17 protein-coding genes are annotated in these 22,868 nt (G+C 71.4%); 10 read left to right on the top strand and 7 right to left on the bottom strand.

Translation table 11 applies throughout. The features are described from left to right. Positions 1–2: 2 nt before the first annotated feature. Positions 3–1,967 (bottom strand): hypothetical protein, encoded by a 1,965-nt coding sequence (locus ACWEF2_RS28125; RefSeq protein WP_453819343.1) that lies wholly within the window; start codon positions 1,965–1,967, stop codon positions 3–5. A 19-nt stretch (positions 1,968–1,986) separates the two neighbouring features. Next, positions 1,987–3,705 (bottom strand): hypothetical protein, encoded by a 1,719-nt coding sequence (locus ACWEF2_RS28130; RefSeq protein WP_453819344.1) that lies wholly within the window; start codon positions 3,703–3,705, stop codon positions 1,987–1,989. A gap of 373 nt (positions 3,706–4,078) precedes the next feature. Here ACWEF2_RS28130 and ACWEF2_RS28135 point away from each other — a divergent pair, with 373 nt between their 5' ends. Then, entirely contained in the window at positions 4,079–5,260 is a 1,182-nt protein-coding gene (locus ACWEF2_RS28135; RefSeq protein WP_453819345.1) for an acyl-CoA dehydrogenase family protein, read from the top strand. A gap of 29 nt (positions 5,261–5,289) precedes the next feature. After that, positions 5,290–6,690 carry an FAD-dependent oxidoreductase gene (locus ACWEF2_RS28140; protein WP_453819346.1) on the top strand — a complete coding sequence of 467 codons (1,401 nt, stop codon included), beginning with the start codon at positions 5,290–5,292 and terminating at the stop codon, positions 6,688–6,690. A gap of 44 nt (positions 6,691–6,734) precedes the next feature. On the opposite strand, the gene ACWEF2_RS28145 is transcribed toward ACWEF2_RS28140, so the two are convergent. Together ACWEF2_RS28145 and ACWEF2_RS28150 are read right to left on the bottom strand one after the other, a co-directional pair. After that, the gene (locus tag ACWEF2_RS28145; protein WP_453819347.1) at positions 6,735–7,538 is read right to left on the bottom strand and encodes a TIGR03084 family metal-binding protein; all 804 of its coding nucleotides are present in this window, start codon (positions 7,536–7,538) and stop codon (positions 6,735–6,737) included. A gap of 112 nt (positions 7,539–7,650) precedes the next feature. After that, positions 7,651–9,669, bottom strand: a complete 2,019-nt coding sequence (locus tag ACWEF2_RS28150; RefSeq protein WP_453819348.1) for a carbamoyltransferase family protein — start codon at positions 9,667–9,669, stop codon at positions 7,651–7,653. Positions 9,670–10,105: 436 nt separating this feature from the next. Here ACWEF2_RS28150 and ACWEF2_RS28155 point away from each other — a divergent pair, with 436 nt between their 5' ends. Both ACWEF2_RS28155 and ACWEF2_RS28160 read left to right on the top strand, forming a co-directional pair. Next, positions 10,106–11,626 carry an MFS transporter gene (locus ACWEF2_RS28155; protein WP_453819360.1) on the top strand — a complete coding sequence of 507 codons (1,521 nt, stop codon included), beginning with the start codon at positions 10,106–10,108 and terminating at the stop codon, positions 11,624–11,626. A 55-nt stretch (positions 11,627–11,681) separates the two neighbouring features. Further along, a complete protein-coding gene (locus ACWEF2_RS28160) occupies positions 11,682–12,371 on the top strand; it encodes a DUF899 domain-containing protein (RefSeq protein ID WP_453819349.1) in 690 nt (229 codons plus the stop codon). 188 nt (positions 12,372–12,559) lie between these two features. Here the strand turns inward: ACWEF2_RS28160 and ACWEF2_RS28165 are convergent, their stop codons facing one another. Then, positions 12,560–13,270 carry a class I SAM-dependent DNA methyltransferase gene (locus ACWEF2_RS28165; protein WP_453819350.1) on the bottom strand — a complete coding sequence of 237 codons (711 nt, stop codon included), beginning with the start codon at positions 13,268–13,270 and terminating at the stop codon, positions 12,560–12,562. Positions 13,271–13,361: 91 nt separating this feature from the next. After that, complete coding sequence (gene rfbH / locus ACWEF2_RS28170) at positions 13,362–14,729, bottom strand: lipopolysaccharide biosynthesis protein RfbH (RefSeq protein ID WP_453819351.1); 1,368 nt, start codon at positions 14,727–14,729, stop codon at positions 13,362–13,364. A gap of 373 nt (positions 14,730–15,102) precedes the next feature. Between rfbH and ACWEF2_RS28175 the strand changes: the two genes are divergently transcribed. Both ACWEF2_RS28175 and ACWEF2_RS28180 read left to right on the top strand, forming a co-directional pair. Continuing rightward, entirely contained in the window at positions 15,103–16,278 is a 1,176-nt protein-coding gene (locus tag ACWEF2_RS28175; RefSeq protein WP_453819352.1) for a DegT/DnrJ/EryC1/StrS family aminotransferase, read from the top strand. Then, on the top strand, positions 16,275–17,132 hold the full coding sequence (locus ACWEF2_RS28180) for a class I SAM-dependent methyltransferase (protein WP_453819353.1): 858 nt from the start codon (positions 16,275–16,277) through the stop codon (positions 17,130–17,132). The genes ACWEF2_RS28175 and ACWEF2_RS28180 overlap by 4 nt, the downstream gene beginning before the upstream one ends. Before the next feature lie 54 nt (positions 17,133–17,186). Here ACWEF2_RS28180 and ACWEF2_RS28185 read toward each other — a convergent pair whose 3' ends face one another. Next, positions 17,187–18,473, bottom strand: coding sequence for an NAD(P)/FAD-dependent oxidoreductase (locus tag ACWEF2_RS28185; RefSeq protein ID WP_453819354.1), 1,287 nt, complete (start codon positions 18,471–18,473; stop codon positions 17,187–17,189). Positions 18,474–18,920: 447 nt separating this feature from the next. On the opposite strand from ACWEF2_RS28185, the gene ACWEF2_RS28190 reads away from it, so the two are divergent. The 4 genes from ACWEF2_RS28190 (at position 18,921) to ACWEF2_RS28205 (ending at position 22,748) form a co-directional block, all read left to right on the top strand. Beyond that, complete coding sequence (locus ACWEF2_RS28190; protein ID WP_453819355.1) at positions 18,921–19,919, top strand: AraC family transcriptional regulator; 999 nt, start codon at positions 18,921–18,923, stop codon at positions 19,917–19,919. A 138-nt stretch (positions 19,920–20,057) separates the two neighbouring features. Next, the gene (locus tag ACWEF2_RS28195; protein ID WP_453819356.1) at positions 20,058–21,134 is read left to right on the top strand and encodes a cupin domain-containing protein; all 1,077 of its coding nucleotides are present in this window, start codon (positions 20,058–20,060) and stop codon (positions 21,132–21,134) included. Beyond that, positions 21,131–21,967: a fumarylacetoacetate hydrolase family protein gene (locus tag ACWEF2_RS28200; protein WP_453819357.1), complete on the top strand. Its 837-nt coding sequence runs from the start codon at positions 21,131–21,133 to the stop codon at positions 21,965–21,967. Before ACWEF2_RS28195 ends, ACWEF2_RS28200 begins: the two co-directional genes overlap by 4 nt. Next, complete coding sequence (locus tag ACWEF2_RS28205) at positions 21,960–22,748, top strand: maleylpyruvate isomerase family mycothiol-dependent enzyme (RefSeq protein WP_453819358.1); 789 nt, start codon at positions 21,960–21,962, stop codon at positions 22,746–22,748. The genes ACWEF2_RS28200 and ACWEF2_RS28205 overlap by 8 nt, the downstream gene beginning before the upstream one ends. Positions 22,749–22,868 lie beyond the last annotated feature (120 nt).

The following is a 22,868-nucleotide window of genomic DNA, read 5'->3' on the forward strand; positions in this document are numbered from 1 at the left end:
GATCACGACGGCGGGTACCGGGAAACGGGATCAAGGGGGCCAGGGGCAAGGGGGCCGGTGATCGGGGTGATCGTGCCACCGGGCAGCCAGCGCCCCCCACCGTGTCCGTCGTGTCCGCCCGAGGCCCCTCCGGGCTGAGCGTGGCCCGGTACGGAGAGCGTGGACGCCGCGTACAACCGTGGCGGCGCCTGGCTGCCGGGCTCCCCCGACCAGCCGCGGTATCCGGCGGCGGTGGCGGGCTCGCCGGGGAACCGGAGGTTCAGGGCCGCGGCGTACGACAGCCCCCGCGGGTCACCGGGGTGGAACCGCAGCGGAACCAACTGCCCGGCGGACGGGCCGAGTAGCGGCGCGCTGAGCAGCCAGGGCGCGAGATAGGTGCCCAGCGCGGCCACGCGGCCGGTGCCGACGTCGCGGACCACCCGGTCGGCGTCCGCCCAGCCGGAGACGACGATCAGAGGGGCGCGGGCGGCACCGGGCGCCACGACGGTGAGCCGCTGCCGCCCGGCCTCCGCCCGGACCTCGGCGGCGGCCCGCGTCCCTCGCGGCGAGGGGTCGCCGGCCAGGCCGATGACACGGACCCCTCTCGCCGCCACGAAGCGGACCATCGCCCGCAGATCGGCGGCGTCCGCCGCGGTGAGCCGGTCGGCGGGGCAGGATCGCAGCGGTGCGCCCACTCCGGCGACCGCGCGGCCCAGGGCGACATGGGCGCACTCGGGTCCGTCCGGGCCGCGCAGGTCGGGACCGCCCGCGCCGTCGTCGCCGGTGTCGACCGGCAGTTCGGCGACGGCTCCCCGGAGCCCGATCCAGAGCGGGCTACGGCCGGCGGGCAGCCAGATCCGAGCCCAGGTGTACCGGGTGCCCGGCTGGGCGGTCGCCGGGGTGAGCCGTGCCGGGTCGGTCCCGGCGGACGCCTGGTCCGCACCGATGTGCACCAGGTTCCAGCCGGGCCGCGCGGGCGCGACGAGGACCGGTAGCCGGTGGCCCGCGACCGTCACGTCGCCCAGCAGGGGCACCCCGGGCACCGGCGGCGGGGCGGGCCGCGGGACCGCAGTGAGCGCGGTCCCGGCCGCGACCGCGCCGGCCAGGAGGACGGCCGGTGACCTCGCCGCCCCCCTCCGGCGTCCGGCGCCCCTGAGGAACACCGACAGCGCCACCACGCACCCGGCGGCGGCGACCGTCTTGACGATCAGCAGGGCGCCGAACGCCGACCAGACGCCCCGGTCCAGCCGTACCCCGTCGAGGAACGCCCACAGGGCGCCGCTCACGGCCAGGGCGGCTGCCGACACCAGAACCGGCGGTGTCAGCCGCCGGGCCAGTGCGCGGCGGTCGGCGGGGGCGGCGGTCGCCAGATACACCGCGGCGCCGACCCAGACCGTGGCGGCGAGCCCGTGGACCACCGCGAGCCCGAGGCCGGCGCCGTGGACGGTGGCACCGGGCGTGACAGCAGCCTGGAACCCCGTATCCGGCGCGGCGCCGCCGCGCACCGCGCCGGATACGCCCGCGGTGCCGTCCTGCGCGGCGGAGAACCGACCGTACGCCGCCAGGACGATGGTGATCAGCACGGCGGTGGCCGCCGCCGACCGGGGGCGGGACAGCATCGTCGGCAGCGCCAGGGTCGCCGTCGCCAGTGCCATCGTCACCAGCCACGCCCCACCGGCCACGACCACCATGAACTGGCCCGCGGCGGCCGTGACCGCCGCGGCGTGGGCGAGGGTCCGCCCGTGGCGGCCGGGCGGCCCCGCCACCGGCGGCAGCATCGCGACACCGGCGGCGATCGACGTGGTGACCAGGACCAGGCCCCGGATGACGGCGCCCGCGCCCTCGGGCGGCGAGACCGGCCCGTGCGGGCCGTGCGGCCCCGCGAGGGTGTCCGCCCAGGCGGGCAGCGAGAGCGCGAGGATCTGGAGACAGGCGAGGACCGCGACGGCGGCGACCGCCCGACGCCGCCGACCGTGGGAACCGTACATGGGCGCTCCGGGTGGGCGGTCAGCGGATGTCGGCGTCGGCGACCGCGAACAGCACACCGTGTGGTCGTGCGCCGCCGTGGTCGCCGTGCGGCCACCGGGTGCGGTCGAAGCCGACACAGGGGGTGCCCTGGTTCTCGTCCCGGAAGGTCTGGTCCAGCGACAGCTCGCCGTGCGGGCCGACGTTGACCAGGCAGACCCGGTGGTCGCCGTCGACGTAGGTGGACGAGACGAAGTAGTTGGAGACGGCGAGCCTGCTGACCTGCTGGGTCTCTCGGTAGCCCTGGCGGTCGAGGCCGAAGGTGTCCATCGCGGCCCAGTGCGGGCCACCGGAGGTCAGGTCCTTGATCGGCAGGGCGCTCACCAGCCGGGGGCAGTCGCGTTCGCGGCCACCGGCGAAGACCTCCCGCATGTCGTCGATGCTGCACCGGGTGCCCCTGCCCGCGGCGAGCAGGGGCTGGATGTCCAGGACGTACACCATCCCGGCCTCCTTGTTGGCCGCGGGCGAGGAGAGCCCGCCGCTCAGCACGACGTGGAACAGGTATCGGTCGTCGGGGCTGGGCATCAGCCAGCTACCGCCGTCGGTGCCCGCCTGAGGGGTGTCGGTGGGGAAGAGCGCCTTGAACGCGGTGCTGTCGTCGAAGACCTCGCGCCACTTCGGGTTCGGGTCGGTGATGTCGGGGGTGTAGAAGACGGCGCCGCCGCTCATCGTCGAGGCGAACGCCCCCCGGTGGTGCGGCTGGTTGGTGACGGCGGTCTCCATCACCATGTGGGGTTCCTCGGCGATGGGGTTGGTCTCCTGGCGGGGCCCGTCGGGCAGGCGCGACACCGACAGCAGCCGGGGCCTGCCCCGGTCGGCGATGTCGAAGATCCTGACGGTCTTCCGCCCGACGTTCGCGGGCGGCGGCGCCGGCGGGGTGACCATGTTGCGGACTTCGGCGAAGTCACTGGTGATCAGCCGGTTGAGGTCCTCGCGTACGGCGATGCCGTGCGGGTTGGCGCAGGTGGCCTCGGGCAGCACGGGGATGTTGACGCACAGTTCGGGGTCCTCGGAGGCGCTGGTGGCCGCGGGCGCCTCGGCGAGGACCTTGCCGCTCCGGTCGAGGCGGACGACCTCGCCGGGGGAGCCCGCGTAGCCGTTGCCGTTGCGGACCTGGCCGTCGGTGTAGCGGCACGGCCCGGTGACGTCGGGGCCGCCCATGTACGTGGCGTAGGCGGTTCCGTCCTTCAGGACCGTGTAGGCGTCGGGGGCCGAGCCGCAGGGGGTGTCGGCGGGCAGGGTGACTCCGGCCAGGCGGACCTGGGGCAGCCGGGCGATGTCGAAGACGTAGGTGGTGTCGCTCAGCAGCCCTCCGGCGTAGACCCTGTCGCCCTTGTGCCACATGTACTGCATGTGGTGGGGCTCGTTGCCGAACGCCGAGTCGAGGGTGAGGGTGTTGACGACCCTGCCGTAGCCGGGGGTGCCGGGCGTGGCGTCGACGACGGCCAGGAAGTCGGGGTCGGGAGATCCCCCGGTTCCGGGTTCCGCGTCGCCCGCCCAGGTCAGCAGCCATTTCCGGGGACGGTTCCCGGGGGTGGGCGCGAACGCCTGCTCGGTGAGGTGATTGGTCGCGGAGTAGGTCTTGCCGTCGGATCCCACCACCTCGGAGCCGACCTTGACGACACCGCCGTCGGCCGCCGCCTCAAGGGGCGCGCTCGCGACGATGCCGGTGGCCAGGACGGACAGCGTGGCGAGAACCACGGCTGTTCGTCGACGCGGGGAAACGGGAAACCGTAAGCCAGACATCGCCCCTCCGGAATTCGGAACACACAGAAAGGCACAGCCGGCCTGGTGTCCGCCGGGCGCCGGGGTGGATTAACGATCGACAGAATCGTATGTAAGGGATCGCCCATCCATTTATTCGATATTGCGGACTTCACTCTCCGTACAGGCTGTCAACACAGCAACTCAGAAGATGCCCCGAAACGCGTGGGATGCGAGGGTCATGGGTGGGGTCGCGGGTTCGCCGACTCTGTCGGCGCCCCGGCCGTCACGACGCCGGGCATTCACCGGCAGTGGCGGTGCACGATGCGCGCGACGTATTCCCCCGCCGCAATTCCTCAAGGAGTGCACAGTGACGAGAACGCACATTCCACCGCAGACGGAACTCGTCCGCCGGGCGTCGGAGCTGGTCCCCACTCTCCGGTCGCACGCGGTCTGGTCGGAGGAGAACAGGCGTCTGCACGAGGAGTCCATCGAGGCGATGACCGACGCCGGCATCTTCAGGATGAGGATCCCGGCCCGCTACGGCGGATACGAGGTTGACGGGCGGACCCTTGTCGACGTGCTCACCCAGCTCGGCCAGGGGGACGGTTCGGCGTCGTGGAACGCCTCGGTCTGGTCGATGAGCGGCTGGCTGGCCTGCCTGTTCCCGGACGAGGTCCAGGACGAGGTGTTCTCGACCCCCGATGTCCGAGTCTGCGGAGTCCTGAGTCCCACCGCGCTGGCCGTACCGGGGAACGACGGCTTCGTGGTGAACGGCCGGTGGCGCTTCATGAGCGGCGCGCTGCACAGCCACTGGCAGGTGATCATCGCGATGGGACCCGCGCCGGACGGCGGACAGTGGCCGATCATGGCGTTGGTCCCGATGCGGGACCTCGAAATCGTCGACGACTGGTACACGGCGGGCCTCAAGGGCACCGGCAGCGTCACCACCGTCGCCAAGGATGTGTTCGTCCCGAACGAGCGCGTCATCCCGATGGTCGCGGTGCTTCAGGAGCAGTACGCCTCGAAGCTGAACGCCGACACGTCCGTCTACCGGCTGCCGATGATGGCGACCGGCTGCACCTCCTTCATCGGGACGGCCGTCGGCCTGGCGAAGGCCGCCAGGAGCACCTTCCTCGAACGACTCCCCGACCGGAAGATCACCTACACCGACTACGCCAGTCAGCGCGAGGCGCCGCTCACCCACCTCCAGGTGGCCGAGGCGACTTTCAAGATCGACGAGGCGGAGTTCCACGCCCACCGCCTGGCGCACCTGATGGACACCAAGGGCGCGAACGGCGAGCCGTGGACGCTTGAGGAGCGGGTGGGCGCCCGCGCCGCCCTGGGCCGGGTGTTCCACCTCGCGAAGGAGGCCACCGGGATCCTCAAGACGGCGAGCGGCGGAACGTCGATCTACACCGGCGCGCCGATCCAGCGGATAGAGCGCGACGTGCAGACCCTGAACCTGCACGCCCTGATGCACCCGGACACCAACTTCGAGCTGTACGGCAGGGTCCTCTGCGGACTGGGCCCCAACACCATGTACGTCTAGGACTCGCACTCCCAGGGGGAACCGTGGCGATGGAAAGGCAACGGAGAGACTACGCGGTGGTGCTCGGTGGAAGCATGGCGGGGCTGCTCGCCGCCCGGGTGCTGGCCGAGTCGTACACGGACGTGACGGTGATCGACCGTGACGAACTGACCGGGGTGACCAGCCCTCGGCGCGGCGTCCCGCACGGGCGCCACGCCCATGGGCTGCTGGCCCTCGGCCAGCGGATCCTGGAGGAGGAGCTTCCGGGGCTCACCGCGGATCTGGTCGAGGCCGGGGTGAAAACCGGGGATCTCGGCGGCGACATCCGCTGGTACTTCAACGGCCGGCGGCTGCGCCCGTCCCACACCGGACTCGTCTGCGTTCCGGCCACCCGCCCGGTCCTGGAGCACCACGTGCGAATGCGGGTGCAAGCCATCCCCAACGTGACGTTCGCCGAGCGGTGCGACGTGCTCGGCCTGGAGGCGGCCGCCGGCCGGGACCGGATCACCGGGGTGCGGGTACGGCGGCAGGCCGGGAACGGCGCCGAGGAGGTCGAGGAGATCATGGAGGCCGACCTGGTGGTCGACGCCACCGGCCGGGGCTCGCGGACCCCCGCGTGGCTGGAGGAGCTCGGCTACTCCCGCCCCGGGGAGGAGAAGGTCAAGATCGGCCTGGCCTACACGACCCGCCACTACCGGCTGTCGCACAACCCCTTCGGCACCGACCTGGGCATCATCCCGGTCGCGACGCCCGCGTATCCGCGTGGCGCCTTCTTCTATCCGCTGCCCGGCGACCGGACGCGGGCCGAGCTCTCCCTCACCGGCATCCTCGGAGACCATCCGCCGGCCGACCCCGGCGGCTTCCTCGCCTACGTCAGGTCCCTGCCGGTCCCGGATATCTTCGAGGCGGTCCGCGACGCCGAACCGCTCGACGACCCGGTGACGTTCCGCTTCCCGGTGAGCGTCCGGCGTCGCTACGAACGGCTGACCCGTTTCCCCACCGGTCTCCTCGCGATAGGCGACGCGGTGTGTAGTTTCAACCCGGTCTACGGCCAGGGGATGACCGCCGCCGCCATCGGCGCGGCCACATTGCGCCGGCGGTTGCGGGAGGAGGCTCAGCCGCAGCCACGCCGGTTCTTCCACGAGGTCGCCGCCGCCCTCGACGCGCCGTGGGAGATCTCCGCCACGTCGGACCTCAGCTACCCCGAGGTCGTGGGGCGTCGCACGCCGAAGGTCCGGCTGATAAACGCCTACATGGCACGGCTCCAGGCCGCCGCGGTGCACGACCCCAGCCTCACCACCGCGCTCATCCGGGCGCTCGGCCTCATCGACTCCCCGATGTCGCTCATGCGGCCCGACCGGGTCCTCCGCGTCCTGCGGAATTCGAGGCGCCGGCCGACGGCGTGGGGGGAACAGCGGACGGCGGGCGCCTTCGCCCACCCGCCCGGCTGAGCCGGGGACGGGCGGGCTCCCCGGCGTTCCCGCCGGGGAGGAGGTCAGCGGGTCAGGTGCGCGAACTCTCCGGGGGTACGGCCCGGCCCGGCCGGCCCCCGATATGCCTGGGCGATGTCCAGCCATCGATCGGCCTCGGCCCCCGAGGCGGTGAGCGCGAGATCGTCGCGGTGCCGGCGCCTGGTGGCGAGCAGGCAGAGGTCGAACGCGGGACCGGTGATCTTCTGGGGCGCGTCGGCCAGGCCGAACTCCCACAGCTCCCCCGAGGGGGCGGTGAGCTCGAAACGGAACCCCACCTGCGGCGGGGTCAGGTTCCGGGCCAGGTAGCCGAAGTCCTTGGTCAGCACCACGAACCCTGCCAGGTGCCGGATCCGGTCGGTCGGCTCCCGCCGTACTCCGAGCGTGTCGGCGATGTCCTGGCCGTGTCCGAACAGCTCCATCAGCCCGGCCGCCGCGAGAACGGCGGGCGGCAGCGGTCTGACCAGCCAGGGCACCGTCCGGCCGGGGGGCACGGCGGCGAGCGCCTTGATCGCGGCCTCGCGCTCGGCCCGCCAGCGGGCCGTCAGTACCTCCGGCGGGTCGGCCAGGAACGGCGCGAGCGCGCCGTGGACGTTCGCCTCGAAGTCGTCGCCGAGCCGGGCGAGCAGCGCGTTGAACGCCTCCTGATCGGACGCCGACAGCGCGGCCATCCGGAAGGTCGCGGCCAGGTGGGCGATCTGATGCGCGATCGTCCATCCGGGCGCGGGGGTGGGCAGCTCCCACTGGGAGGGGGCGAGGCCGGCCACCAGGCCGTCGACCTCGTCGCCCTCCGCGGCCAGGTCGGAGAACACGTCCTGCGGATCGGTCACGGTTCTGTCCTCTCGCTGGGGAAACGGGTGTCCCGCGGTCCGGGTCACTGCGGGTGTTCCGGCTCTCGCGACGGGCCGCTCCGCGCGTTCCCGGCGGAGGGCGGACGCCGTTCTAGGCCGGGTTCGGGCCGAGTGCGAAGAACCTCGTCTGCCAGAGGGCGTGGATCTCCGTCCTGACGTCGTCGTTCAGGATCACACCGGCACGACTCGCCAGTGAGGAGACCGTGGACGATCCGTCGACGGCCTCCAGCAGGGCGTGGACCTCGGGCGAGATCTCAGCCCGCGGGCCGGTCGAGTAGTCCAGGTAGATCTCCCGGACGACCTCACGCTCCCCGTCGGCCGTCAGCCGGAACGACCTGGCCAGCCTGGTCACCGGCCGGAACCGGAGGACGAAGTCGTCGAACGCCAGGGGACGTTCCGAACGGCGGCGGATCAGGAAGTCCTCGATCACCAGGGCGTCGAGACCGGTCGTCAGGAAACACGTCAGGACGTCCTCGATGGTCTGCACGATCGGCTCGGCGTTGTTGTTGAACGACGTGTTCAGCAGCACCGGGGTCCCGGTGAGTTCGCCGAACCGCTCGATCAGCCGGTGGAACCTCTCGTTCGTCGCCGGGTCGACGATCTGCAGGCGCGCCGTTCCGTCGATGTGCGTCACCGCGCCCAGCTCGTCCCTGCGGTCCTCGCGCACGTCCACCACGAAGGACATGAAGTCGTAGTCGGCTGAGGTCTTGGGCAGGTCGAAGTAGTCGTGGGCCGCCTCGGGCGTGACCACCGGGGCGAACGGCCGGAAGCCCTCCCGCTTCTTGACCATCGCGTTGATCTTCTGCCGGTTCTCGCTCGGGCGTGCGTCCGCGACGATGCTGCGGTTTCCCAGCGCCCGGGGACCGAACTCCGACTCGCCCTGCGCCCAGCCCAGTACGGCACCGGCCGCGAGAAGCCCGGCCGCGCTCTCCACGACGTCCGCGGCGTACTCGAAGTCGATCAGAGCCCGCCACGACTCCAGCGTCTCCTTGATCTGGGCCGCCTCGCCCAATGACGGCCCCAGGCTCGCGCTGCGCAGCCGCGGCAGGTTGTAGGGGGCCGCGCCGAGCCGGTAGGCGGCGGAGATCGCCGCGCCCTCGGCCGCGCCCGCGTCGTGCGACGAGGGGTGGACGAACACCTCCTCGAACAGGCCGGACCGCAGGATCACGCCGTTGAGACTGCTGTTGTGGGCGACGCCGCCGGTGAAGCAGAGCTTCGGCAGCCCGGTGGACCCTCCCCAGTGGCTCAGCACGTGCAGGACGATCCTCTCCAGCATCTCCTGGAGACCGGCGGCGAAGTCCATGTGCCGGCGGGTCGGCTCCTCGCCCTTGCGGCGGGGCCGGAACCCCTCGGCGAAGAACGTCGGGCCGACCAGGCTGATCTCCGGCGCGGCCGGGTTGAGCTCGTAGTCCCCGTTCTCCCCCAGGTGGTACAGGCTGTCGAAAAGCTCGCGGTAGGTGCCCGGGTCACCGTACGGCGCCAGCCCCATCACCTTGTACTCGTCGCCGAACCGGTATCCGATCAGCTGGATCGCGCTCTCGTAGAACGTTCCCAGCGACTTCGAGATGGAGTAGGTGGCCAGGGTCTCCAGCCATCCGTGGTCGGCGCGGAAGACCGTTCCCGAGTGCTCCTCCCCCCGGGCGTCCAGCACCAGCACCAGCGCCTCCGTCATGCCCGACCTGGCCACGCTCGACAGGGCGTGCGAGACGTGGTGCGGGGTGTAGACGAGACGGTCGCCGGGCAGCTCCCAGCCGAACGCCTCCCGCAGCCTCTCGGTGATGATCTGGCGGGAGTAGCGGATTTCCACCCCGGGGTTCTCGATGTACCACTGGTTCAGCGCGTGGTCGGCGAAATCCTCGCGGAAGTAGTAGCCGACGCCGTCGACGTCGGAGGGCGAGACCCGCGCCTTGTCAAGGCACGCCCTGATCGCGTTGATCGGGAACTTGGTGGTCTTCTTGATGCGGTTGAGCCGCTCCTCCTCGACGGCCGCGACCAGCACACCGTCCTTGATGAGGCAGGCCGACGCGTCGTGGAAGTAGTAGTCCGGCATGCCGGGGACCAGATCGACGTCCTCAGCGGAGAAGTTCCCATTCACGCCGAGTATCAGCATACGATCACCGAGTCCTCTCTCCCGTGGCCGCCTGTCGGCGGTGGCCGTCCGCCGACGTCCACCACCCGACCGTCGCACCCGTGGCCGGGGCCGCGCATCTTCCAGGTTGCCGCGCCGCGCTCTGCCGCTCCCCACCCCGCTCCGCCGTTCTCCGCCGCGCTCCAGGACTGTTCCGGGACCGCTCCCCGCCGCCGCGGGGCCGTCGCGCCGGTCCGGGCCGAGCTGACCGCCGCCGGATGACCTGGGGCTCCAACAAGCGGGGCGCGATGAGTTTCGAGCCGGGTCCCCGTCTTAGGTGGGTGAGCACTTCGATGACGGCTTCGATAAGGGCACAGCTCCGGACGAAGAGGAGAGCGAGATCGTGACTGTCGATGCACCCAAGGCGGGACGGCGGGAGTGGATCGGGCTGACCGTACTGGCCCTGCCCACCCTGCTGATGGCCCTGGATCTGAGCGTGCTGTACCTGGCGCTGCCGAGCCTGAGCGCGGATCTGGGGGCCAGTGGCGTCCAGCAGCTGTGGATCACTGACGTCTACGGCTTCATGGTCGCGGGTTTCCTGGTCACGATGGGCACCCTGGGGGACCGGATCGGCCGCCGCAGGCTGCTGATGATCGGGGCGGCCGTGTTCGGCGCCGCCTCGGTGCTGGCCGCCCTGTCCACCAGCCCGCAGATGCTGATCGCGGCGCGGACACTGATGGGGATCGCCGGGGCGACGCTGGCGCCCTCCACCCTGGCGTTGATCAGCACCATGTTCCAGGATCCCCGGCAGCGGGCGACGGCCATGGCCGCGTGGATGAGCTGCTTCGTCGGCGGCAACGCCGTCGGCCCGGTGGTCGGCGGGGTGCTGCTGGAGAACTTCTGGTGGGGCTCGGTGTTCCTGCTGGGCGTGCCGATCATGCTGCTGCTGCTGGTGGCCGGGCCGATGCTGCTGCCCGAGTTCCGCGCCCCCCAGGCGGGCAAACTCGACCTGACCAGCGTCGCGCTGTCCCTGGTCGCGATCCTGGCGACCATCTACGGCCTCAAGGAGATCGCCAGGTACGGCTGGCAGCCGATCTACATCACCGCCCTGGTGGCCGGTCTGCTGGTGGGCGTGGTGTTCGTCATACGGCAGCGCGGCCTGGCCGACCCGCTGCTTGACCTGCGCCTGTTCGGCAACCGCTCCTTCAGCTCCGTTCTGGCGATGATGCTGTTCGGCGGGATCTTCCTTGGGGGGACCACCCTGCTGGTCACCCAGTTCCTGCAGCTGGTCCTGGGGCTCTCCCCCTTGCAGGCGGGTCTCTGGCTGGTGCCGTCGATCATCGTGATGACCACCTGCGCCATGCTGGCCCCGGGCGTCGCACGGCAGGTCCGCCCGGCCTACGTCATGGCGGCCGGCATGGCGATCGCGGCCCTGGGCTATCTGGTGCTCACCCAGGTCGACGGCGTCGGCGGACTGGCCGTCCTGGTGACCGGCTGGGCCATCGCCCTGGGCGGCAACGGTCTGCCCGCCGGGCTCGGCATCGGCCTGGTCATCGGGTCCGTCCCGCCGGAGAAGGCCGGATCGGCGTCGGCGATCCAGCAGACCAGCACCGAGTTCGGCCTCGCGCTGGGCATCGCCACCGTGGGAAGCATCGGCACCGCCGTCTACCGAGACCAGATGAGCGACGCCATCCCCGCCGACGTCCCCGCCCAGATCGCGGAGGCCGCCCGCGACAGCGTCAACGGCGCGGTGACCGCCGCCGGACGGTTCCCCGACGTGGTGACCGCGGCCCGCGAGGCGTACACCACCGGGCTGAACGTCGTCTCCGGCATCAGCGTCGTCGTCTTCCTCGCCCTCGCCGTCCTCATCGCGGTCATGATCCGGCATGTCCCCCCCTTCGGCCGGATGCAGCCCGCCCAGGGCGACGGCGACCCCGCGGCTCCCCACCGGGCCGACCACGACTCCGAGGAGGTGCGGTCCGTACCGGCCGCGGACTGAGCGGCGGCCGGCCAGTACCGTCGGCAAGAGTGATCATCAGTTAGGGGACACCACGATGACCAGCGAGAGGACAGCTCTCCCGAAGATCGTTTCACCGGACGAGTGGCTCACCGCCCGCAGGGCGTTCCTCGTCAGGGAGAAGGAGTTCACCCGGGCGCGCGACGCGCTGAACGCCGAGCGCCGAGCACTGCCCATGGTCGAGGTCGAGAAGGAGTACGTGTTCGAGGGCCCGGACGGCAAGGCCACGCTGCCGGACCTGTTCGACGGGCGCCGACAGCTGATCGTGCAGCACGTCATGTTCGATCCCGCCTGGGACGAGGGCTGCCCGAGCTGCCGGCACGCCATCCGCGATCTGGGCCACCTGCCGCACCTGCACGAGAAGGACACCACACTGGTCCTGGTCTCCCGGGCGCCGCAGGACAGGATCGAGGCCTACCGGCGGCGGATGGGCTGGACCGTCCCGTACTACTCCTCGTTCGGCGGCGATTTCAACTACGACTTCCACGTCACCCTGGACGAGGCGGAGGCGCCGCTTCTGATCAACTTCAGGACCAGGGCCGAGCACGAGGAGGCCGTCGGCCCCTGGGGCGCCGGGAGTCGTGAAATCCCGGGGGTGAGCGTCTTCCTGCGCGGCGAGGGCGGCAGGGTCTTCCACACCTACTCCACCTACCTGCGGGGCCTCGACATCCTCCTGTTCACCCTGAACTACCTCGACCTGACGCCTCTCGGCAGGCAGGAGGGGTAGGAGCGGCCCGCGAGGAGTTCCGGGGCCTCCGAGCGGGACCGCCCACCACCGGCACCGGATCGGCGCGCCCGCCGGTCCGGTGCCGGCCGGTTCTCACCGGCGGCGCTCCGCCGACGCCACCCGCCGGACACCCGGCCCCCGCACCGCCCCGCGTACCTCGTTGAGCGCCACCGCCGGATGAGCCCCTCTCACCGGTGCCGCCCGACGAACATGCCGCAGTACAGCGTGTCCTCGACGTACTCCACGGCGCAGCCCGCCTCCTCGAACGCCCGGACGTACTCCTCGCGCGTCCACAGGCCGAAGACGTGGGTCTCGGTGAAGTGCTCGACGCCGTGCCGGTCCGCGACCACGTAGTGGATGTCCATGTGGGCGCGGTCCTCCCGTCGCCGGGTGCGCGAGACGCGCGACACCGTGCACCCTTCCCCGCGCACCACGTCACCGGCGATGTAGCCGTCGATGAACCTCTCGGCGAACCACCACGGCTCGACGATCAGCACGCCGCCGGGCGCCAGGTGCCCCACCATCCGCCCGACCGCCGCGCCCAGCGCCTCCAGCGACGGGAGATAGCCGACCACTGTGTACAGGGAGACCACCGCGTCGTAGGTGCGGCGCAGGTCGAAGTCGCGCATGTCCCCGACGTGAAGGGGCACCCCCGGCAGTTTGGCCCTGGCCACCGAGATCATGGATTCGGACAGGTCCACGCCCTCGACGTGGTCGAAGAGCCCGCTCAGCGCGGTCAGGTGCTCGCCGGTGCCGCAGCCCACGTCGAGCAGCGAGGCGGCGTCCGGCCTGCGGTCCCGGATGATCTTGGCCACCAGATCGGCCTCGGCCCGGTAGTCCTTCCCTCGCCCCTCCCGGTAGATCAGGTCCCACACACCGGCCAGCCGCTGCTCGAACATGCGCCTTCTCTCCCCTGGCCACTTCTCCGGACGTCCGGCCGCCGTTTCTCCTTCTCCGAACCGCCCGAACCGCCCGAACCCTCCGCACGGCTCACAACTTCTCCGACTTCTCCGGGCTCTCCGGGCGGCCGAGGGTACGGCCCGACCCCCCGGCACCGCCGCGCCTCCCGACGAACTCCTTGATCGAGGAGATGACGTAGTCGAGCATCTCGCCGGTCAGCCCGGGGTAGACCCCGACCCAGAAGGTCTGGTCGGTGACGATGTCGCTGTTGGCCAGCTCCCCGGCCACCCTGAACGGCTGGCCGGCATAGGCGGGGTGCCGGGTCAGGTTGCCGGCGAACATCTGGCGGGTGCCGATCCTCCGGCCCTCCAGGAACTCCACCAGCTCCCGCCGGCCGAACGGCGCACCCGGATCGACGGTGATCACGAATCCGAACCAGCTCGGGTCACTGCGCGGTGCCGGCTCGGGCAGCAGCAGGTACGGCACACCGTCCAGCCCGTCGCGCAGCCGCCGCCAGTTGCGCCGCCGGGCCGTACAGAAGTCGTCGAGTTTGGCGAGCTGGGTCAGGCCCAGGGCCGCCTGCAGGTCGGTCGCCTTCAGGTTGTAGCCGACGTGGGAGTAGATGTACTTGTGGTCGTAGCCCTCGGGCAGCGTGCCCAGCCGATATTTGAAGCGCTTGAGGCAGGTGTCGCTCTCGCCCGGAGCGCACCAGCAGTCGCGGCCCCAGTCGCGCAGCGACTCCACGATCCTGGCCAGGACGAGGTTCGAGGTCAGGACGCACCCGCCCTCCCCCATGGCGAGGTGGTGCGCGGGGTAGAAGCTCACCGTGGCGAGATCACCGAAGGTGCCGGTGAGCCTGCCGTCGTAGCGGGACCCCACCGCGTCGCAGTTGTCCTCGATGAGGAAGAGGTCGTGCTCGGTCGCGAGCTGGGCGATCTCCGTGGCCTCGTAGGGGTTGCCGAGCGTGTGCGCGAGGTTGATCGCGCGGGTTCTCGGCCCGATCGCCTGCGCGACCCGGTCCGCCGTGGTGTTGTACGTGCCCAGTTCCACGTCGACGAAGACCGGGATCAGGCCGTTCTGCAGGATCGGGTTGACCGTGGTCGGGAAGCCCGCCGCGACCGTGATCACCTCGTCGCCCGGCCGCAGCCGCCGCTCCTCCAGCAGGGGCGAGGTCAGGGCGGAGACCGCCAGCAGGTTCGCCGAGGACCCCGAGTTGGTCAGATGCGCCTTGCGATGGTTCAGCCGGCGGGCGAAGGCGGACTCGAACCTCTGCGCGCTGCGCCCGGCGGCGATGCGCATGTCCAGGGCGGCCTCGACCAGCGCCACCCGGTCGTCGGCGTCGAGCACGGCGCCGGACGGCCAGATCTCGGTGACCCCGGGCACGAACCCCGCGTCGGCCTGGATGTCCTGGTGATACTTGCGGACCTCGTCCAGCAGCAGCGCCTTCCGATCACTCATCTCCGCCTCCTTCTCCATCGCCTCGACGGTGCCTGACGGTCTCAGGGCCCAGCGCCAGAGCCCTCATGACGATCTCTCCTCAGGGTGGGGTGTTCCGCGGCAGCCTCTCGGACGTGCGGGAAAATCCAGGAGCGGGATTCGCCCCGGCACCCTTTCTCATCATCGTCAATCTTATCCTGGCGCCCTAAATCTAGGCTTCTCATGAATTGCCCGATAAAATCGCCTTAGTCGGCAACTCAGCTCGTCAGGATGTCGCCACAATCGACATTTCTCCTGGATTGCTCAGAGTTTCGGTCTTTCTACCGAGTGCAATCGACAAACGTTACATTGGGCCGCGCATCACGCATCGCCTGAGAGCTCCAGGAAGGGTGAGATGATCAACGTCTTTCAGCCGACGCTCGCCGACGAGGAACTGGCCGCCGTGGCGGAGGTGTTCAGAAGCAACTGGATCGGCAGAGGGCGGCGGACCGCGGACTTCGAGGCGGCCTTCGCCGATCACCTCGGTGTCGGCCACGACCGGGTCACCTCGGTCAACTCGTGCACGGAGGCGCTCTTCATCGCGACCCGCCTGGCGGGTGCCGGCCCCGGCGGCGAGGTGGTGCTCCCGACGGTCAGCTTCGTGGGCGCGGGCAACGCGGTGGCCGCGCACGGCGCCCGGCCCGTCTTCTGCGACGTGGACCCCCGGACGCTGAACCCAACCGTCGACGACGTGGCCGCGGCGCTGACCCCGAAGACGAAAGCCGTCATCCTGCTGCACTACGGCGGCTATCCGGGCGAGGTGGTGGAGATCGCGGCGCTCTGCCGCGACCGGGGAATCCTCCTGATCGAGGACGCCGCCTGTTCCGTGGCGTCCCGGGTGGACGGCCAGGCGTGCGGCGTGATCGGCGACCTCGGGGTGTGGAGCTTCGGCAGCACCAAGATCGTGGCAACCGGCGACGGCGGGATGCTGTCGGCCCGGGACCCGGAGCTGGTGGCGCAGGCGGGCAGGCTGGCCTACTTCGGCCTGGAGCAGTTCAGCGGTTTCTCCCAGGCCAAGGAGAACAACACCCGCTGGTGGGATTTTCAGATCTCGTCGTTCTCCCGGCGTTCGATCATGAACGACATCCAGTCGGCCATCGGTGTGGTGCAGATGGGCAGGCTCAAGGGGTTCGTCGAACGCCGCGGCGAGATCGTCTCACGCTACGACAGGGCGCTGGCCGACCTGACCGGTGTGGTGACGCCGCCTCCGCTGCCGAGGGGACACGCCTCCTCCCACTACCTGTACTGGGTGCAGATGGACGAGGGCATCCGCGACGACGTCGCCCGCGACCTCTACGAGCGCGGCATCTACACCACCTTCCGTTACGCGGCGCTGCACCGCGTCAGGGCGTACGGGTCGGACGCCCGGCTGCCCGGCGCGGAGGCCGCGGTGGCCCGGACCCTCTGCCTGCCCCTGCACCAGGCGCTCAGCGACGACGACGTCGACACGACGGTCGCCGCGCTGCGCGAGGTGGTCACCCGGCGCTCGGCGGCGCTGGGCTCGGCGAGCGCCGCGGGGAACGCCGGATGACGGACACGCCGGCGACCGGGACGCCGGAGAACAGGCCCCCGGCGGCCGGGACATCGGAGAACGGGACGCGGATCACCGGGGCGCCGGGGAACGAGGCGCCGGTGGCCGGGAACGGCAGGCCGCTCCCGGCCACCGCGGTCTACGGGCAGGACGTCAGCGAGGTGTACGACCTCTTCTACCGGGGACGTGGCCAGGACTTCGCGGCCGAGGCCGCGGTGGTGGCCGAGACCGTACGGAGCAGGAGGCCGGACGCGGGCTCGCTGCTGGACGTGGCCTGCGGGACGGGTGAGCACCTGCGGTGGCTGGCCACCCACTTCGACGAGGTCGCCGGGCTGGAGATGTCTCCCGCCATGTGCGCGCTGGCCCGGGGCAAGCGGCCCGGGACACCCGTGCACCAGGGCGACATGCGCGGATTCGATCTGGGCCGCGCCTTCGACGCGGTCTGCTGCCTGACGAGCTCGCTCGGCTACATGTCCGGTGTGGACGAGCTCGGCGCCGCCGTCGCCGCCATGGCGCGCCACCTCGTCCCCGGGGGCGTGCTCGTCATCGACCCCTGGTGGTCGCCCGGCACCTTCCTGGACGGTCACATCGCGCACGACGTGGTGCGCGCCGGCACCCGGACGGTGGCACGGCTGTCACACTCCCGGCGCGACGGTGACTCCGTCCGGCACGAGGCGCACTATCTCGTGGCGGACGCGACCGGCATCCGGCACTTCACGCACATCCAGCCGCTGACGCTGTTCACCCGGGCGCAGTATCTCTCCGCGCTCGAAAACGCCGGCTGCGCCGCCGAACACGTCGAGCACGACACCCACTTCACCGCCCGGGGCCTCCTCGTCGCGGTACGCGGCTGATCCTCTCGCGGGCCGGTGGGCGGTGGGTCGCACGGGCGGTGAGTCCCCCGCCCGTCAGCGGGGTTTACCGGCGGCGGCGAAGTCCTCCCCCACGAGCAGCTGCCCGACCGACTCCATGACCGCCTGGAACGTCTCGGCCTGGTTGGTGAACCGATTTCCGAAGCGGTCGATCCTCCAGGGCGCCAGGTCTGCCAGGTCACTCGATCCGTGCGCTATGCGGTCGGCCAGCGCCTTTCCGAAGCCGGGACCGTGGGTGACGCCGAGCTCGTTGTCCCCGCCCATGGCGTAGAGGCCCTCGATACCCGGCACCGGGCCCACCAGCGCCATGTCGTCCGGGGTGTAACAGGGCGCGCCGTGTTTGACCCTGATGCTCGCCGGGCGGGACAGGGCCGGTATGAAGGTCGCGGCCCTGGCGACCCGCTGGTTCTCCAGGACGCCGTCGGTCGGCAGCTCGTCCAGCCGGTCCGGCACCGGCGCGTCCACCAGGATGTTCCTCGGGTAGGTCGTGTACATGCCGCCCCAGAGCAGGCCGCCGTGGTGCCCTCGCACCCAGAGCACGGTGCCCCCGCCGGGTTCGCCGGGCATCAGGCCCTGGAGCATGAGCACGGGCATGGTCTCCGGGATGCCGAGAGGTTCGGTGATGATGCGCGAGGTGACCTGGGGTACGGCGGGCAGGAAGGCGCCCAGCGGCTCCAGAAGCCGGTTGCTCCAGGCACCGGCGGCCACCACCACGGTCTCGCAGTCCACCGCGCCGCCGGGCGTCTCGACCCCCGTGACCCGGCCGTTCCGGACGCGGATCTCGGTCACCGGACGCCGGGTGTCGATGACGCCGCCCCGTTCGGTGATCCGGTCGGCCATCGCGACGGCGACCTTGGCCGTGGTGACCTGCGCCCCGCTGGGGACGTACTGGCCGCCGTACACCCCGTCGCCGGAGACTACGCCGCCGGTGAGCTCCGCCATCCGGCCGGGCTCCACCTCGAAGCTGCCGGGGTCGGCCGCGTACCAGGTGAGCTGCTGGACCTGGTTCCACGCGGCTTCGCAGGCCGCCACCCAGAGCACGCCGTTGCGGCGGTAGTCGATGTCGTATCCCGCCGCGTGCAGGCCCGCGTAGAAGTCCATGCCGTAGCGCTCGATGGGCAGCGCCTTCGACTCGGCCCCGTGCAGCGGGGAGATCGTGGTCCACGGGGCCAGGAAGCCTCCGCCCGCGCCGCTGGTGCCCTCGAACAGGCCGTCCCGCTCAAGGAGACGCACGTTCTCGATCCCGGCCTCAAGCAGGTGAAGGGCGAGCGAGACACCCATCACCCCGCCGCCCACCACGACGACATCGGAACGGTCGGGCATGTCCGCCTCCTCGGGGAAAGAGCACCGGGCGGGCGACGTCGCCGGTTAACCGGTTGTCACCGCGTGATCACCAGGCCATACCGCCGCCTCCGCCCACCTCCGTCGGCCTCTGTCGGCCTCCGTCCGGCGGCGTCCCGCGATGCTCACGCTCCGACCGTCGCATCCGCGCCCCGCCCCGCGCATCTTCCAGGTTGCCCCGCCTCCCTCCCGCCGGATCCACCGCCGCCCCCGGCCGCCGACGTACCGCGCCGGATTCACCGGAGCCCCTGTTCCGGCCGGGTTTCACGACACCCGGATCAGATCTGATCGGGTGCCGCGGGCCTGGTGGCGGCGAGGAGGACGACGGGGTTTTGCCGGGAGCTGGTTGAAAGTCCGATTAGTCCGGCTTATCGTACGCATACGTACGATTTATCGAGCATCCCCGCCGACCGCACCACGGAGCCGTCAATGGCAGCTGTGTTTCTCTCCGAACCGCTCGCACAACACGGCGTCCTCCGCACCACGGACGTGTCCCACGCACAGGATGTGGTCAGCAGGGTTTATGTGGAACACCGCCTGGACACCGCGGGCGGAGTGGACATCGACGCGCGCCTGAACGCGGTCGAGTCCAAGGTCATGACGTTCGGATATCTCACCTACGGGGTCGAGTCGCGGATCACGTTGCCGCCGCTGACCACGTGCTACCACGTGAACCTGACACTGAACGGGCACAGCGCCGTCGACCGGGGCCACGGGGAGCACGCGACGACCGTGGCCCGGCGCAGCGGAACGGTCCTGCTCCCGGACCGCAGCGCCACGGTCCGCTGGTCCGCCGACGCCCGCCAGTTCGCCCTGAAGTTTCCCCGCCAGTCCCTCGAACGGCACCTGTCCCTGCTGCTGAACGAGGACGTGAAGCACCCCATCCCGTTCGACGTCTCGCTGGACCTCACCACCCCGGCGGGGGTGAGCCTGCTCAACGCCGCCGAGTTCGTGCAGCGGGAATGGGATCAGGACGGCGCCCTCGCCCGCTTCCCCGCGGCCCGGCGGCAGCTCGAATCGCTCATCATGACGAGCCTTCTCCTCGCGGGCGCCGGAGGTCATCTGCGCAGTCTGGTCCGGGTGGAGGAACCCCCACGGCCGTCGGTGCTCGAAACGGTCGTCGACTACGTCCAGGAGCACCTGGAGGAGCTGCCCACGCTCGGCGACCTGGCCGCCGTCGGCGGGGTGAGCGCCCGTGCGCTGCAGATGGTCTTCCGGCAGCATCTGGGCGTCTCGCCCATGACCTACGTGCGGGACCTGCGCCTGCGCCGGGTGCACGAGGAGCTGCGCGTCCAGGGGCCGCCGGAGCCCTCGGTGACCGACGCCGCCATGCGCTGGGGTTTCTACAACCTCGGCCGCTTCGCCAAGCTGTACGAGCAGCGGTACGGCGAACGCCCCTCCCAGACGCTGCGCCGTCCACGCGGCTGAGCGTTCGCTTTCCGGCCGAGCGGTTTTCGTTCAACGGGTAGGGCGTCCCGGCGGGTGCTGACTACGTTCTCCCAGCAAGACGACAATCGCACCTGTTCGGCCCGGGAGCCTGCGGCGCTCCCGACGGAAAGTGGGACCATGACCGCCACCGACCCCGCACTCGACCGGCTGTACGCCGATTTCGACACGGCCGGGCTCCTCCCCCTGTGGACACAGCGGGAGGACCTCATGCCCCTGGTGCCGACGCCCGCCGCGCGCCCGCATGTCTGGCACTGGAGTGAGCTGTACCCTCTGGCCGAACGCGCCGGTGAGCTGGTGCCGGTCGGGCGGGGCGGTGAGCGCCGGGCGATCGCCCTGTCCAACCCCGGGCTGCCCGGATGGCCGTACGCGACCCCCACCCTGTGGGCGGCGATCCAGTATCTCGGCCCCCGCGAGGTGGCCCCGGCACACCGGCACTCGCAGGGGGCGTTCCGGTTCGTGCTCGAGGGCGAGGGCGTCTGGACCGTGGTGAACGGCGACCCCGTGGAGATGCGGGCCGGTGACCTCCTGCTCACCCCCGGCTGGCACTGGCACGGGCATCACCACGTCGGCGACCGGCCCATGACCTGGCTCGACGGCCTCGACATCCCGCTCGTCGGGCAACTCGACGCGGCGTTCTTCGAGTTCGGCGAGGACGGCGTCACGGAGCGGGCGACGCCGTCGCGCTCCCGGTCCGAGGCGCTCTGGGCCTACCCCGGCCTGCGCCCGATCTCGGCCGCGGACGCCCCGGCCTCACCCCTGATGGCCTACCGCTGGACCGACACGGACGCCGCGCTGACCGCGCAGCTGGAGCTGGAGAACGACGGGCATCCCGGAGTCGTCACCCCCGGCCACGCCGGCGTGCGGTTCAGCAATCCGACCACCGGCCGGGACGCGCTGCCCACCCTCCGGACCGAGATGCACCGGATCCGGGCCGGCGCCGCGACCGTTCCCACACGCGCCGTGGGGTCCTCGGTGTGGCAGGTGTTCCGGGGGGAGGGCGTGGTGAGCCTGAACGGCACCGAACAGCGGATCACGTCCGGGGATCTCGTCGCGGTGCCCTCGTGGACCCGGTTCCGCGTCCAGGCGGAGACGGACCTGGACCTGTTCACCTTCAGCGACGCCCCGGTGTACGAGGCGCTCAACCTGGCGCGCACCCAGACCGAGACAGCGAACCACAGGGGAGAAAACCGATGAGACTGGCGACCATTCGCAGCGGTGACGGCTACGCGGCGGTCCGGGTGGACCATGACACGGCCGTCGAGATCGGGCCGGCGGACGTGGAGACGCTGCTGACCGATCCGGACTGGCGACGGCGGGCCGAGGCCGCGGCCGGCCCCGTGCACGAACGGTCCACACTGGACCTCGCCCCGGTGGTACGGCGGCCCGCCAAGATCTTCTGTGTCGGGCTGAACTACCGCTCGCACATTCTGGAGATGGGCCGCCGGCTTCCCACGCACCCCACACTGTTCGCCAAGTTCGCGAACTCCCTCCTGGGCGCCCGGGACGATCTCGCCGTTCCCTCGGTGACCGCCGAGTGGGACTGGGAGGTCGAGCTGGCGGTGGTGATCGGCCGGCCGGTGCGGAGAGCCTCCACCGGCGAGGCCCGCGCGGCGATCGCCGGCTACACGGTGCTCAACGACGTCACCGCCCGCGACTGGCAGTGGCGCACCCAGGAGTGGCTGTCCGGCAAGACGTTCGAGGCCAGCACACCGGTCGGACCGTGGCTGGTCACTCCGGACGAGATCGGCGACGCCGCGGACCTGGAGGTCAGCTGCGAGGTCGACGGCGTGGAGATGCAGCACGCCAGGACGTCCGATCTGCTGTTCCCGCCGGCCGAGCTGGTCGCCTACATCAGCCAGATCACCACTCTGGAGCCCGGGGACCTCGTCGCGACGGGGACGCCCGGCGGCGTCGGCTCGGCCCGTGATCCGAAGGTGTTCCTCCGGCCGGGCAACGTGCTGCGCACCGCGATCGAGGGAATCGGCGAGTGTGTGAACGTCTGCGTCGAGGAGAAGCCCGATGTCTGACCCCTCTCCGGCGACACCGCCGGAACGCGCCCCGGCATCGGCGTCAGCACCGGCACCGGCACCGGCACCGGCACCGGCACCGGAGAGGGCGTCGGCGTGGGCGGAATGGGTGGAATCGGGCCGGCTGGTGTTCGAAGAGGCGGCGCGTGGCCTGCGGCCGGCCGACGTCGCCGCGCCGTGCGCGCTGCCGGGGTGGAGCCGAGGCCACCTGCTGACCCACGTGGCCCGTAACGCCGACGCCCTGGTCAACCTGCTCGACTGGGCCCGGACCGGGCTGCCGACGCCGATGTACGCCTCCGCGGGAGATCGCGCCGAGCAGATCGAGCAGGGAGCGGCACGCGGACTGGCCGAGCAGTTGCGGGACGTCGCGGAGAGCTCGGCCCGGTTCGCCGCCGCCACCGGCTCGCTCGGCGAGGAGCACTGGGCGCGGACCGTCGTCAGCGGGCGGGGGCGCCGGATCCCGGCGCGGGAGGTCCTGTGGCTCCGCGCCAGGGAGCTCTGGGTCCACCTGGTCGACCTGGACGCCGGGTACGGCTTCGCCGCGCTGCCTGACGGCTTCGGCCACGCCCTGGTCCAGGACGTCGCCACCGGGCTGGACGGCAGGACGGGCGTACGGGTCACCGTGCGCGTCCCCGGCGGCGCACCGGTCACGTTCGGCTCGGGAGCCCCGGTCGAGGTGCGCGGCGACCTCGACCGGGTGCTGCCCTGGATGACCGGCAGACCCGGCCCTCTGCCGTACAGCCCGGCGGGAGGGATACCCGCGCTGCCGTCCTGGCTCTGACGCCGGAGGACACCGACGGACACCGCCATCGCCACCGAGGCCGTCGTCGGCGCCGTCGTCGATGTCGAGCTCGCCGAGAGCCCCACCCCCGCCTACGGGGTGTCGACCGGGTTCGGCGCC

Source organism: Streptosporangium sp. NPDC004631, from assembly GCF_053601935.1.

What these genes read in the sequence shown, in the direction of transcription:
- ACWEF2_RS28125 (WP_453819343.1), bottom strand. Translation starts at nt 1,967, where the DNA reads ATGTACGGTTCCCACGGTCGGCGGCGTCGGGCGGTCGCCGCCGTCGCG.
- ACWEF2_RS28200 (WP_453819357.1), top strand. Translation starts at nt 21,131, where the DNA reads ATGAGACTGGCGACCATTCGCAGCGGTGACGGCTACGCGGCGGTCCGG.
- ACWEF2_RS28190 (WP_453819355.1), top strand. Translation starts at nt 18,921, where the DNA reads ATGGCAGCTGTGTTTCTCTCCGAACCGCTCGCACAACACGGCGTCCTC.
- ACWEF2_RS28195 (WP_453819356.1), top strand. Translation starts at nt 20,058, where the DNA reads ATGACCGCCACCGACCCCGCACTCGACCGGCTGTACGCCGATTTCGAC.
- ACWEF2_RS28140 (WP_453819346.1), top strand. Translation starts at nt 5,290, where the DNA reads ATGGAAAGGCAACGGAGAGACTACGCGGTGGTGCTCGGTGGAAGCATG.
- ACWEF2_RS28205 (WP_453819358.1), top strand. Translation starts at nt 21,960, where the DNA reads ATGTCTGACCCCTCTCCGGCGACACCGCCGGAACGCGCCCCGGCATCG.
- ACWEF2_RS28160 (WP_453819349.1), top strand. Translation starts at nt 11,682, where the DNA reads ATGACCAGCGAGAGGACAGCTCTCCCGAAGATCGTTTCACCGGACGAG.
- ACWEF2_RS28180 (WP_453819353.1), top strand. Translation starts at nt 16,275, where the DNA reads ATGACGGACACGCCGGCGACCGGGACGCCGGAGAACAGGCCCCCGGCG.
- ACWEF2_RS28155 (WP_453819360.1), top strand. Translation starts at nt 10,106, where the DNA reads ATGGCCCTGGATCTGAGCGTGCTGTACCTGGCGCTGCCGAGCCTGAGC.
- ACWEF2_RS28175 (WP_453819352.1), top strand. Translation starts at nt 15,103, where the DNA reads ATGATCAACGTCTTTCAGCCGACGCTCGCCGACGAGGAACTGGCCGCC.
- rfbH (WP_453819351.1), bottom strand. Translation starts at nt 14,729, where the DNA reads ATGAGTGATCGGAAGGCGCTGCTGCTGGACGAGGTCCGCAAGTATCAC.
- ACWEF2_RS28165 (WP_453819350.1), bottom strand. Translation starts at nt 13,270, where the DNA reads ATGTTCGAGCAGCGGCTGGCCGGTGTGTGGGACCTGATCTACCGGGAG.
- ACWEF2_RS28185 (WP_453819354.1), bottom strand. Translation starts at nt 18,473, where the DNA reads ATGCCCGACCGTTCCGATGTCGTCGTGGTGGGCGGCGGGGTGATGGGT.
- ACWEF2_RS28150 (WP_453819348.1), bottom strand. Translation starts at nt 9,669, where the DNA reads ATGCTGATACTCGGCGTGAATGGGAACTTCTCCGCTGAGGACGTCGAT.